This window comes from Gordonibacter massiliensis (ex Traore et al. 2017) (assembly GCF_019731765.1).
Taxonomy (GTDB): domain Bacteria; phylum Actinomycetota; class Coriobacteriia; order Coriobacteriales; family Eggerthellaceae; genus Gordonibacter; species Gordonibacter massiliensis.
Window position 1 is genome coordinate 210,741 of sequence record NZ_JAASIO010000004.1, and the last position, 12,632, is coordinate 223,372.

The window sequence follows — 12,632 nt, forward strand, 5'->3', positions numbered from 1 at the left end:
GACGGAGGACACGACCATGCCGAAGAAGATCGCCGTCATCGACGGCAACTCGCTCATGCACCGCGCCTACCATGCCGTTCCGCAGACTATGAACGCGCCCGACGGGACGCCCACGAACGCCGTGTTCGGCTTTTTGGCCATGCTGCTGAAGTTCATCGACATGGCCAACCCCGACGCCATCATCTGCGCGTTCGACGCGGGGCGCCCGGCGTTCCGCATGAAGGCGCTCGAGCAGTACAAGGCGCAGCGCCCGCCCATGGACGACGACCTCAAGGTGCAGTTCCCCATCATCGAGGAGCTGCTGGAGGCCATGGCCGTGCCCGTCGTGCGCATAAAAGGCTGGGAGGGCGACGACGTGCTGGGGACCGTGGCCGCGCGCGACGAGGAGCTCGGGTACGAGACGCTGCTCGTGACGGGCGACAAGGACGCCTACCAACTCGCCACCGACAAGACGCGCATCGTCACCACGAAGAAGGGCATCACCGACGTGGCCATCTACGGACCGGCCGAGGTGGAGGAGCGCTACGGCGTGCGCCCCGACCAGTTCATCGACTTCCTCGGCCTCAAGGGCGACTCGTCGGACAACATCCCCGGCGTGCCCGGCATCGGCGACAAGACGGCCGCGAAGCTGCTGCAAACCTACGGGAACCTCGAGGGCATCTACGAGCACGTGGACGACCTCAAGGGCAAGCAGAAGGAGAAGATGGTCGACAACAAGGACATGGCGTTCCTTTCCCGCGAGGTAGCCACCATCGTGTGCGACCTGGACTTCCCGCTCGACTTGGAAGGGTGCAGCTTCCCCTCGTTCGATCCCGAGGACGTGACCGAGGCGTTCAAGAAGGTGCAGTTCAACGCGCATTTGAACCGCGTGCTCAAGCTCGTGGGGCGCGAGTTGGAGAAGAAGGCGGCCCCGCTTTCATGGGAGCCCGTCGTCACCGGGCCCGAGGCCGACGCGCTCGTCGACGCTGCCATCGCGCGCGGCGAGACGCTGGGCGTGTCGTTCGTGGAGCCGGAGCAGGCGTCGCTCTTCAACGTCGACCTCACGTGCGCCGTCTCCACGACGCAGGGCACGGCGCTGTACGAGGACGAAGGCGGCCTCGCGGCGTTCGCGCGCGTCGTGCGGGGAGGCCCGTTCGCGGCGCTCGACGTCAAGCACGCCGTGCACCGCGTCTACCCGGCCGACACGGCCGAACCGGCGCTCGTGGCCGACGACGACCTTATGGGCATGCGGGCGTTCGACCTGGGGCTCGCAGGCTACGTGCTGAACTCGTCGGTGACGGAGTATTCCTTCGACGCGCTGCTCGACGCCTACTGCGGTGGCGTGCTGCCCGAGACGAAGGCGGAGGCCGACCTGGCCTGCGCGCAGGCCGCAGCCGCCCGTTCGCTCGTGGGACCGCTCACCGAGGCGCTCGAGCGGGACGGGAGCCGCAGGCCCTACTTCGACATCGATCTTCCGCTCGTGGGCGTGCTCGCCGTCATGGAGCGCACGGGGGCGGCCGTGGACTGCGACCGCTTGGCCGAGCTGGGCGCATCGACCCAATCCGAACTGGACGAGCTCAAGGTGCGCATCTTCGAGATGGCGGGGGAGGAGTTCAACCTCGACTCGCCCAAGCAGCTCTCGCGCATCCTGTTCGAGGTGCTGGGCCTCAAGCCCAAGAAGAAGAACCAGCGCGGCTACTCCACCGACGCCGCCGTGCTCAAGGAGCTGTGCGCCGACCACGAGCTGCCCGCGCTCGTGCTGCGCTACCGCGAGCTTTCGAAGATCAAGTCGACCTACATCGACGCGCTGCCCCGCATGCGCGCCGGCGACGGACGCGTGCACACCTGCTTCAACGAGACGGTCACCACCACGGGGCGCCTCTCCTCGTCCGACCCGAACCTGCAGAACATCCCCGTGCGCACCGACTTCGGCCGTCAGATCCGCGCGTGCTTCGTGCCGCTCGAAGAGGGGAGCAGGTTCCTCTCCGCCGACTACTCGCAGATCGAGCTGCGCCTGCTCGCGCACCTTTCCAGCGACGAGCACCTGGTCGCGGCGTTCTGCTCGGGCGCGGACTTCCACGCCAGCACCGCAGCGCGCGTGTTCGACGTGCCGGTGGACGAGGTCACGTCGGAGCTGCGCAGCCGCGCGAAGGCCGTGAACTTCGGCATCGTGTACGGCCAGCAGGCGTTCGGCCTATCGCAGAGCCTGGGCATCCCGTTCGGCGAGGCGAAGGAGATGATCGAGCGCTATTTCGCGGCGTACCCGGGCGTGCGCTCCTACCTGGACGCCACGATCGAGGAGGCGAAGGAGAAGGGCTATGCCGAGACGATGTTCGATCGCAAGCGCCACATCCCCGAGCTCAAGGCGACGAACGCCGCCACGCGCGGCTTCGGCGAGCGCACGGCCATGAACCACCCCATGCAGGGAAGCGCCGCCGACATCATCAAGCTCGCCATGGCCGAGGTGCAGCGTCGCCTGGCGGCCGAGGGATTCCAAGCGCGCCTTCTGCTGCAGGTGCACGACGAACTGGACTTCAGCGTGCCCGAAGCCGAGATCGAGGCGCTGTCCGCCCTGGTGAAGGAAGTGATGGAGGGCGTCGCGCAGCTGCGCGTGCCCCTCGACGTAGACATCTCTTGGGGCGACAGCTGGGCGGAGGCGCATTAGGGTTCCACCGGCCGGCAGCGGAGCCGTTCTCCCGTAGGGGCGATCTCCTGATCGCCCGCTCGCGCTAAGCGCGAGAATGCGGGTTCCGGTTGCTTTTCCGGCTTGCGCCGGAACGGGCGATCAGGAGATCGCCCCTACGGGGTTTTGGAAAGCCCTAGAAGGGTGCGTCTTTCAGGACGCCTGGCAGATCTGCGATGCTGCGCCAACGGCTTTGCGCTCGCTTACTTTGTCGAACCTGTGAGGTCGAGGAAAAAACATGCCACGCCGCCGCGCGTGGCTATAATTATCTGCTATCATATGAATGTTGCGCTCTGTGGAGGCGCGGCAAAGGAAAGAGTGCGATGATACGCGGAGATTGTGCATACGATCACATTGACTTGCTACGGTCACGCTGTTAAGATATCGCCTTGCGTTTTATTTCATACAAGGAGACACTCATGTACGCAATCGTAAAAACGGGCGGCAAGCAGTACAAGGTTGCCCCCGGAGACAAGCTGAACATCGAGAAGCTTGACGCCGAGGTGGGCGCGAAGGTCGAACTCGAGGCCATCTGCGTCGTCGACGGCGAGAAGGTCGAGGCCGATCCGGCCAAGGCCGCGGCCACGAAGGTCACGGCCATCGTCCTCGAGCAGTTCAAGGGCGAGAAGCAGCTCGTGTTCAAGTTCAAGAAGCGCAAGAACTACAAGAAGCTGCGCGGCCATCGCCAGCAGCTGACGCGCGTCGAGATCGAATCCGTCGGCTCGGCCAAGGCCGAGAAGAAGGCCGCCGCCAAGAAGGCGGCTCCGAAGAAGGCCGAGAAGGCCGAAGAGCCCGCGTCCGTTGACGCCGAATAAAGCAAGGGAGGGAATACCATGGCACACAAGAAGGGTCTCGGTTCCAGCCGTAACGGCCGCGATTCCCACGCGCAGCGTCTCGGCGTGAAGTTGTTCGGCGGTCAAGAGGTGCACACGGGCAACGTCATCGTTCGCCAGCGCGGCACGCACATCCATCCGGGCGAGAACGTCGGCCGCGGCAAGGACGACACGCTGTTCGCCCTGTGCGACGGCAAAGTGGAGTTCACGAAGGGCGCCAAGCACAAGGTGCACGTCCGCCCCGAGGCGTAAGGGCGAATCGCTCGCGCCACGACTGCGTAACGTTATCTGTTTTCGCGTGCCCCCTGCTCGTCAGGGGGCACTTTTCATATACAATCCGAGTTGCGAGATCAAAGCATCGACCCTCCGCTGCGCCCTGCGCGGCCGGGACCGAGATAGAGGTACCCAGTGTTCATAGACAAAGTACGCATCCACGTGAAGGGCGGCGACGGCGGCGCGGGCTGCATGTCGTTCCGCCGCGAGGCGCATGTGCCGAAGGGCGGGCCCGACGGAGGCGACGGCGGCCACGGCGGCAACGTGGTGGTGGAGGCCGACGCGAGCCTGTCGTCGCTCATCGAGTACCGCTTCAAGCACCATTTCAAGGCCGATCGCGGCACGCACGGCAAGGGCAGCCGCATGCACGGCGCCACGGGCGAGGACCTGGTGCTCAAGGTGCCCGTGGGCACGGTGGTGCGCGAGTACTTCGAGGAGTCGAAGGAGACGGGCGAGCTCATCGCCGACCTCACGCACGACGGCGAGAGCGTGACCGTGGCCTGCGGCGGCATGGGCGGGCGCGGCAACATCCACTTCGTCACGCCCACGCGGCGCGCTCCCGCGTTCGCCGAGCTGGGCGAGCCGGCCCAGGAGGGCTGGATCGAGCTGGAGATGAAGCTCATGGCCGACGCGGCGCTCGTGGGCATGCCGAGCGCGGGCAAGTCGTCGCTCATCGCCAAGATCAGCGCGGCGCGTCCCAAGATCGCCGACTACCCGTTCACCACGCTCGTGCCGAACCTGGGCGTGGCCCGCTCGGGGGACCTGAGCTTCGTGGCGGCCGACATCCCCGGGCTCATCGAGGGAGCCGCCGAGGGGCGGGGCCTGGGCCACGAGTTCTTGCGCCACATCGAGCGCACGGCGCTCATCGTGCACGTGGTGGATCTGACGGGCGACTACGAGGGCCGCGACCCGTTGGAGGACTACGAGGTCATCAACCGCGAGCTCGCCCTGTACGCCGACGATCTGGCGGCGCGTCCGCGCATCGTCGTGGCGAACAAGATCGACGTGCCCGGCACCGAGGAGGCGGCCGAGCGCCTGGCCGCGCGCGTGCGCGCCGACTCCGTGGCGGCGGCCGGCGGCGACGAGTTCGCCCCCAGCCCCGTCGACCCGAAGCTCTACCGCATCAGCGCGCTCACGGGCGAGGGCGTGGACGCCCTCAAGGCGGCCATCGCCACCAAGGTGCACGAGCTGCGCGAAGCCTCGCGCGCCGAGCTTGCGGCCGACGTGCAGTACGACCACGTGTGGGAGCACAAGCGCGAGGCGCGCGACAAGCGCTTCGAGGTGCTCAACCTGGGCGGCGGCGTGTTCCGCGTCGTCGGCCCCCAGGTGGAGCGCATGGTGGTGCAGACCGATTGGGAGAACGAGGAGGCCATCGCCTTCTTGCAGCACCGCTTGAAGCGCCTGGGCGTCGAGACGGCACTCGAGCGCGCCGGCGCGGTGGACGGCGACGAGATACGCATCGTCGGACGCGCGTTCGACTTCGAGTCGGCGCGCACGGCGGAGGACATGTTCAAGGAGCTCGACCTGTGACGAAGGGTTCTGTCGGCGCCGCCCGTCCCGAGGAGGGACGGGGAAGGCGCCTGGTGATAAAGATAGGGTCGTCCACGCTGACGACGTCCGAGAGCAAGGTCGACTACGACTACCTGCGGCAGGTGGCCGAGCAGGTGGCGCGCGTGCGCGAGGCGGGTTGGCAGCCGGTCATCGTCACGTCGGCGGCCATCGCGTGCGGCTTGGAGGCCCTCGGCATCGACAAGCGCCCGCACGACATGCCGAGCCTCCAGGCTGCGGCGTCGGTGGGCGAGGGCGTGCTGTCAACGGCCTACGCCGAGGCGTTCGCGCCCCATGGCATCGTGACGTCGGTCGTGCTGCTCACGCGTCGCGACACGGCGGACCGCCGTGCCTACCTGCACGCGCGCGACACGCTCACGCGCCTTTTGGAGCTGGGCGTGGTGCCCGTGGTGAACGAGAACGACACCGTGTCGGTCGAGCAGATCCGCTTCGGCGACAACGACACGCTCGCGGCGCTCGTGGCGTGCCTCATCGAGGCCGACCTTATGGTCATCCTCTCGGACATCGAGGGGCTCTACGACGCGAACCCGCATTTCAACCCCGATGCGAGGCTCATCGGGCGCGTGGAGGCCATAGGCCCCGACATCATGGCCGTGGCGGGCGGCGCGGGCACGACCGTGGGCTCGGGCGGCATGATCACGAAGATCAAGGCGGCTCGCGTGCTCATGGTGGCGGGCATCCCCATGGTCATCTGCGCCGGCCGGCGCGCGGACGCCATCGTGGACGCAGCGGCGGGCGAGGACGTGGGAACGCGGTTCGTGGCGGCGCGCAAGCCGCACGAGATCACGCCGAAGAAGCTGTGGATCGCCCTCGGCGACGCGGCCAAGGGCGCGCTCGTGGTGGACGCGGGCGCGAAGGCCGCGCTCATCGGGAAGGGCAGCTCGCTTCTGTCGGTGGGCGTCGCCCGCGTCGAGGGACGGTTCGACGAAGGCGACGTCGTGGACATCAAGGACGACGCGGGCCACCTGTTCGCCCGCGGCCTCGTGGCCGCGGCCAGCGACGAGGTGGAGCTCGCCGTAGGGCATTCGCGCGAGGCGCTGCGGGCGAACCGGCTTCTGGCCGGTTTGGCCGACAAAGCGCTCGTGCACCGCGACGAGCTGATAGTGTTTGAGTAGGGGAGAGACGGCATGGTAATCGAAGACGCAAGGGCTGAGGTCGGGCGTATCGCCGAGGCGGCGAAGCGCGCAAGCGGCGCGCTCGCTCAGACGAGCTCGGAGGAGCGCAACGCGGCGCTCGCGGCTATGGCGGCTGCGCTGCGCGCGCATGCGCCGGCCATCGTGGAGGAGAATGCGCTCGACGTGGAGGCGGCCCGCGCCGCCGGCACGAAGGAGAGCCTGATCGACCGTCTCATGCTGGACGACGCGCGCGTCGAGGTCATGGCGAGCGCGCTCGAGGACCTGGTGGCGTTGCCCGACCCGCTGGGGACGGTGCAGGACGAGCGCACGCTGTACAACGGTATCGAGCTCACCCGCGTGAGCGTGCCGCTGGGCGTGGTGGCCGTGGTATACGAAGCGCGCCCGAACGTGACCGCCGACGCCGCCGGCATCTGCCTGAAATCCGGCAACGCGGCCGTCCTGCGCGGGGGCAGCATGGCCGCGCGCTCGAACGCGGCCGTCGCATCCGTGCTGCACGACGCCGCGGTGGCCTCTGGCATGCCGGAGGGCTGCATCGGCCTGGTGGCTTCCACCGACCGCGCCGCCGCCGACGAGCTCATGCAGCTGCACGGCGTGATCGACGTGCTCATCCCGCGCGGCGGAGCAGGGCTCATTCGCCACTGCGTCGAGTGCTCGAAGGTGCCGGTCATCGAGACGGGCACCGGCAACTGCCACGTGTACGTGCACGCGACGGCCGACCTCGAGCGCGCCCGGGCCATCGTCGTGAACGCGAAATGCCGGCGCTACGGTGTGTGCAACGCAGCCGAGACGCTGCTCGTGGACGAGGCCGTCGCCGAGGCGTTCCTACCCCTCGCGTTGGCCGACCTGCGCGAGCGCGGCGTGGTCCTGCACGCGGACGAGCGCGCAGCCGACGTCGCGGCGGCGCACGGCATCGAGACCGTGCCCGCCACCGAGGAGGATTGGGCCACCGAGTACCTGGCGCCCGAGATCGCCGTCAAGTGCGTGAAAGGCGTCGACGAGGCCGTCGACCACGTGAACCGGTTCGGTACGAAGCATTCCGAGGCCATCGTGGCCGATCCGGACGTGCCGGCGGGCTCGGCGGCCATCGAGGCCTTCATCGCGCGCGTCGACGCGGCCGCCGTGTACGCGAACGCCTCCACGGCCTTCACCGACGGCGGGCAGTTCGGCTTGGGCGCCGAGATCGGCATCTCGACGCAGAAGCTGCACGCGCGCGGGCCCTTCGCCCTCGAGGCGCTCACGTCGTACAAGTACGTGCTGCGCGGCGACGGGCAGGTGCGCGCGTAGTGGCACGCATCTGCGAGCGCTTCGACGACCTGGGCGCGGACGGCGCGCCCGCGCGCCTCGGCATCATGGGCGGCACGTTCGACCCCATCCATATCGGGCACCTGGCCACGGCCGAGCAAGCACGCGAGGCCTACGGCTTGGACGCCGTCGTGTTCGTGCCGGCCGGCAACCCCGTGTTCAAGAAGCATCGCCGCGTCACGCCGGCGGCCGACCGTTTGGCCCTGTGCCGGCTGGCCGTGGCCAGCAATCCGGCGTTCTGTGTGAGCGCGCTCGAGATCGAGCGCGGCGGCGACACCTACACGGTGGACACGCTGCGTGAGCTGCGCGCCCACTACTCGGACAACGTGGAGCTGTTCTTCATCACGGGCGCCGACGCCGTGGCGCATATCGTGAAGTGGCGCGAGAGCGCCGCCATCGCCGATCTGGCCCACCTCATCGCCGTCACGCGGCCGGGCTACGCGCTCACGGCCGAGCGCAAGCGCGAGATAGAGGACGAGGGCAGCTTCGACGTCTCGTACCTCGAGGTCACGGCATTGGCCATTTCGTCGAGCGACCTGCGCGCGCGGCTGCGCGAAGGCCGCTCCATCCGCTACCTCACCATGCAGAGCGTGCGCGACTACATCATGGAGCACGGCTTGTACGAGCATATGGGCGCTGCGATCGAGCCCGCGGAAGAGGTTCCGGCGGCGGAGACCGACGACGCGGCCGATGCAGCCGTTCGATCACCGCAGGCTGTTGCGGCAAACGACCCTATCGAGGCCGGAAAGGGGGCGCGGCGATGAGCGAAGAGCCCCGAACCGCCTCGGGCGTGGCCGTCGACGTGCTGTCCGACGCGTTCTACGCGGCGCGCGAAGACGACCTGTCCCGCCGCCTGAGGCACGGCCGTTTCGAGCACGCGCTCGGCGTGGCGAGGACGGCGGAGAACCTTGCGCGGCTCTACGGAGCCGACGAGCGGAAGGCGCGCCTGGCGGGCTTGCTGCACGACTGGGACAAGAGCTACGATGACGAGGGCATACGCGCCCGCGTGGAAGAGCTGGGCCTCGTCGTGGATCCCTACGTGTTCGAGGAGATGCCCCAGCTGCTGCACGGCCCCACGGCCGCGGCCGCCCTCGCCCGGGAGTTTCCCGGCCTGCCGCGCGACGTGGTGCAGGCCATCGAGCGGCACACGGCGGGCGCGGTGGGCATGACCGACCTCGACATGATCGTCTACATCGCCGACGCGCTCGAGCCGGGGCGCGACTACGAGGGGTTGGGGGAGATACGCAGCCTGGTGGGGCGGGTGTCGCTCGAGGAGCTGTACCTGGCGACGTTCGGACACGTGTTCCTGAACCTCGTGCAGCGCCGCAAGCGCATCCACCCGCAGACCATCGAGATATGGAACCATTACATCGCCCGCTCGCGCGACGCGGCGGACGACCGAAGGAAGAAGAAAGGAACAGCGTGAGCGAACCGAAGAGCAAGCAGGACGAGACGACCTCGCGGGAGCGCGCCCTCATAGCGGCGCGCGCGGCCGACGAGAAGAAGGCCACCGACATCATGGTGCAGGAGGTGCGCGACCTCATCGGCGTGACGGACTACTTCGTCATCGCCACGGCGGCGAACAACCGCCAGGTGGAGGCCATCGTCGACGAGATCGAGGAGGCCGAGCGCGTGCTAGGGCATTGCAAGCCGCTGCACCGCGAGGGCACGCAAGACGGCACGTGGTCGCTTCTGGACTACGGTGACATCGTCGTGCACGTGTTTCAGCCCGAGACGCGCGAGTACTACCGCCTCGAGGCCCTGTGGAACGACGCCCCGGTCATCGACCTGGCCAAGGAGGCCGGGCTCACCGAGCTCGAGTACTCCGACCGCATCGCCAAGCTCCTGGGCAAGGCGTAGGCCATCCGGCTTGCGGGGCGGCGCGCCCGAGGATGACGGGCCGTGCCGACGGGACAGGCGGCGAACGCGCGCCTTCCATAGAAGTTGTCCCAACCAACGGGGGCGGCGTGCCCTTGCGCGCCGCCCCCGTTTTCCCGTCCGCTGTTAAACCAGCATTGACATTATGCAAGCCAGCGCGTTGTCATCCTGAGCAGGTGCATGTCAATGCTGGTTTAACAGCGGATTTTCCCGCATCGGGTACCTGAAAGCATGCAAGGTTCACACGCCCCCTCTCGCGTTGGATCGTTCAAGGCGCGAGAGCCTGTACAAGTCGCTCTCGGCCGATGGCAATCCTCGGCTCTCCACGGTCATGAACGTGGTCGACGCGTTGGGATTCAAGCTGGCAGTGGAGCCGCGCTCCTAGTTCCCGGCGGGCTTTCCGCCGTCATTCCCGGGGTCCTCGCCGCTTCGGCGCTCGCTTCCGGCCGCCGCGGCCCTTTTCCGTTCGGCGGGGCGAAACGCCTTCGGCAGCGGGACGGCGGCGCCCAGGGCGGCAGCCAGGAACATGACCACGACGCCTTTGACGGGGAAGCACAGAAACAGCAGCAGCACGGCCATGAGGGGCTGGCGCATGACGCCGCCCACGAGGGCGGCCGTGCAGGCGCACAGGCAGAACACGGGGTCGGCCCCGGTGAGCGCGGCCATGCCGTAGCCGATGGCTATCCCCGAGAAGATGACGGGGAAGAAGTGCCCGCCTCTCCAGCCGAAGCGGATGCAGAGCGGCGTCACCGCGACTTTCGCGAACCCGGTGGCCAGCAGCGCCGCCGCGCCCATGGTCGTCCACACCTCGCCCAGCTGCTCGGCCTGCGTCTCCCCGGCGAACATGGTGAACGGAAGCAGGATGCCGACGCTCGCCAGCACGAGTCCGGCGATAAGGGCCTTGATCACGGGGCGGTCGCCCATCTTGCTTGCGGCCTTCTCGAACAGGCCGTCGAACACGCAGAACAGCCAGCCGCCAAGGGCGCCTATGAGCGCGAGGGGCACGAGCCAGGCGAGCTCGGTCGCGCCGACGTGGATGTCGGTGAAGCGCGGCAGCGACAGGCCGCCGCCGAACAGCGCGCCCAGCCCCATGAACGCCCCGAGCGCGCCTGCGATGGCGCAGAAGTACACGACGATCTTCCCGTTCTTCGGCAGCGTGATGGTCGAGCCCCCTTTGCCTTCGCGGTCGTCTCCGTCGCCGTCGCCGTTGCCGTAGAGCGGCGCGGCGAAGCCGAACAAGGGAGCGGTGAAGATGGCCGAGAGCGCCGCCATGGTGCCCACCTCGGTGAGCTTCTGGAAGTCGGCGCCGAAACGCTTCATGCGGTCGCCCACCCACGTACAGATTCCCGCGACGGCGCCGGTGAGGCCCGCTTCGGGTCCGACGGACCCGCCGAAGAACAGCGGCAGCAACGCGGCCACGGACAGGGATCCCAGCTTGTCGTAGTCGTAGCGTCCGTCGCGCTTCACTTTCGCCATGACCTCGTTCAGGTCTTCGGGGTAAGGGCCGAAGCGCTTGGTGAACAGACCGATGACCAGGCCTCCTACGAGGCACGCGGCCAAGGGGAAGTAGATGCTGAAGCGCGAGCCCAGGTTGCTCCAGATGAACGTTATGCCCAGGTTCATGGCGAACAGCAGTGCCCAGACGAACGCTCCGGCGACGGCGCCGGTGACGATGACGGCCAGAACGAACAGCGTGCGGTTCGCGAGCTTCGTCGTCTCCACGGGCCCCGCCTATCGGCCGGCCATATCGCGGGCGGCCGGCAGCCCGTAGGCCCCTTCCGCCTGGCGCGCGGCGCGCACGATGGCGCCCTGCATGGCCTCGGTCGCCAGCACGGACACCGCGTCGGGCAAGGCTTCCACCTCGCCGGACGCGAACGCGAACACGGTGTCTCCGTCGTTCAAGGTGTGCACGGGCTTGATGGCGCGCGCATAGGCGTCGTGGACGGTCGAGGCGGTCTTGGCCGCCTGCGCCTTCGTGATCCTCGCGTTCGTGAGCACCACGCCGATGGTGGTGTTGGGGCAGGGCCCTCCTTCTGCGGGAGCGCCGCTTGCGGCTTCGGCGGCCGCCTGCGCGGCCATCGCGCCGAACGCGTCGAGCGGGTCCATGACGCCGCCCGCGTCGCCGCGGCATCCCGCGATCCAGGCGCCGCTCTCGTCGCGCACGTTGCCGAGCGCGTTCACGGCCACGATGGCGCAGACGGCGAGGTCGCCGAGCGCCAGGCCGCACACGCCGAGACCCGATTTCATGGCGCGCTCGCCGCCCAGCAGCTTGCCCACCGTGGCGCCGCAGCCGGCGCCGACGTTGCCTTCCTCCAAGGGCTCGCCCTCTCCGCGCTCGAACGCGGCGGTGCAGGCCGCGGCGCCCATGGCGGCGTCGGGGTGCGCGCTCTCGCCGACGGGCAGGTCGAACAGGCAGGCTCCCACCACGATGGGCACGCATGCGCCCGCCACGGGGAAGCCGATCCCGCGCGCGGCGAGCTCGTCCATGACGCCGGTCGAGGCGGCCAGCCCGAAGGCGCTTCCGCCTGCGAGCACGACGGCGTGAACGGCCTCGATCATGTTCTCGGGGCGCAGCAGGTCGGTTTCGCGGGTGGCAGGCCCGCCGCCGCGCACGTCGACGCCGCACACGGCCCCAGCGGGTGCGACGACCACGGTGCATCCGGTTGCGGCCTCGGCGTTCTGCGCGTGGCCGCAGCGGAAGGCGGGCAGGTCGGCGAGGGTTGCGGGTCGGAACATCGGGTTCTCCTTGCTCATGTAGGTTGCCGCCTATTGTACACCGTCGCAGCCGCCTGCCGCGCGTCCGCACGCCTGCCGTTCGCGTCTTCCGACGCCCATTTCGCGCCCTGCGGGCACCGTTTCCCTGCGCTTCGGAACCCGGTCGGTCCTCTCGAAGGGGTAGGGGTGTGCGGATACGAACGTATGTCGGGTCTTGCATAACGCTGACCCTGCGACTATGATAAGCGAACCATCAGGGCCGAT

Annotated in this window: 12 protein-coding genes; 10 read left to right on the top strand and 2 right to left on the bottom strand. The window is 68.5% G+C overall.

The window, feature by feature from the left end; genetic code table 11:
• Positions 1 to 16 precede the first annotated feature (16 nt).
• The 10 genes from polA (at position 17) to HCH03_RS16615 (ending at position 10,038) form a co-directional block, all read left to right on the top strand.
• Positions 17 to 2,644 (top strand): DNA polymerase I, encoded by a 2,628-nt coding sequence (polA, locus tag HCH03_RS06900; RefSeq protein ID WP_221688897.1) that lies wholly within the window; start codon positions 17 to 19, stop codon positions 2,642 to 2,644.
• 437 nt (positions 2,645 to 3,081) lie between these two features.
• Positions 3,082 to 3,477 carry a 50S ribosomal protein L21 gene (gene rplU / locus HCH03_RS06905; protein WP_080143455.1) on the top strand — a complete coding sequence of 132 codons (396 nt, stop codon included), beginning with the start codon at positions 3,082 to 3,084 and terminating at the stop codon, positions 3,475 to 3,477.
• An 18-nt stretch (positions 3,478 to 3,495) separates the two neighbouring features.
• Positions 3,496 to 3,747, top strand: a complete 252-nt coding sequence (gene rpmA / locus HCH03_RS06910) for a 50S ribosomal protein L27 (RefSeq protein WP_080143454.1) — start codon at positions 3,496 to 3,498, stop codon at positions 3,745 to 3,747.
• Positions 3,748 to 3,903: 156 nt separating this feature from the next.
• Entirely contained in the window at positions 3,904 to 5,298 is a 1,395-nt protein-coding gene (gene obgE / locus HCH03_RS06915; RefSeq protein WP_080143453.1) for a GTPase ObgE, read from the top strand.
• Positions 5,295 to 6,452, top strand: a complete 1,158-nt coding sequence (gene proB / locus HCH03_RS06920) for a glutamate 5-kinase (protein WP_221688898.1) — start codon at positions 5,295 to 5,297, stop codon at positions 6,450 to 6,452. Before obgE ends, proB begins: the two co-directional genes overlap by 4 nt.
• Before the next feature lie 12 nt (positions 6,453 to 6,464).
• Entirely contained in the window at positions 6,465 to 7,757 is a 1,293-nt protein-coding gene (locus HCH03_RS06925) for a glutamate-5-semialdehyde dehydrogenase (RefSeq protein ID WP_221688899.1), read from the top strand.
• On the top strand, positions 7,757 to 8,539 hold the full coding sequence (gene nadD / locus HCH03_RS06930; protein ID WP_221688900.1) for a nicotinate-nucleotide adenylyltransferase: 783 nt from the start codon (positions 7,757 to 7,759) through the stop codon (positions 8,537 to 8,539). The genes HCH03_RS06925 and nadD overlap by 1 nt, the downstream gene beginning before the upstream one ends.
• The gene (gene yqeK / locus HCH03_RS06935; protein WP_246599810.1) at positions 8,536 to 9,201 is read left to right on the top strand and encodes a bis(5'-nucleosyl)-tetraphosphatase (symmetrical) YqeK; all 666 of its coding nucleotides are present in this window, start codon (positions 8,536 to 8,538) and stop codon (positions 9,199 to 9,201) included. The genes nadD and yqeK overlap by 4 nt, the downstream gene beginning before the upstream one ends.
• Entirely contained in the window at positions 9,198 to 9,635 is a 438-nt protein-coding gene (rsfS, locus tag HCH03_RS06940) for a ribosome silencing factor (RefSeq protein ID WP_368042426.1), read from the top strand. Before yqeK ends, rsfS begins: the two co-directional genes overlap by 4 nt.
• A 277-nt stretch (positions 9,636 to 9,912) precedes the next feature.
• Positions 9,913 to 10,038: a helix-turn-helix domain-containing transcriptional regulator gene (locus HCH03_RS16615; RefSeq protein ID WP_281421086.1), complete on the top strand. Its 126-nt coding sequence runs from the start codon at positions 9,913 to 9,915 to the stop codon at positions 10,036 to 10,038.
• Here HCH03_RS16615 and HCH03_RS06945 read toward each other — a convergent pair.
• A complete protein-coding gene (locus HCH03_RS06945; protein WP_221688902.1) occupies positions 10,035 to 11,375 on the bottom strand; it encodes a chloride channel protein in 1,341 nt (446 codons plus the stop codon). The genes HCH03_RS16615 and HCH03_RS06945 overlap by 4 nt on opposite strands.
• A 9-nt stretch (positions 11,376 to 11,384) precedes the next feature.
• Positions 11,385 to 12,389, bottom strand: coding sequence for a P1 family peptidase (locus tag HCH03_RS06950; RefSeq protein WP_221688903.1), 1,005 nt, complete (start codon positions 12,387 to 12,389; stop codon positions 11,385 to 11,387).
• Between the last annotated feature and the right edge of the window lie 243 nt (positions 12,390 to 12,632).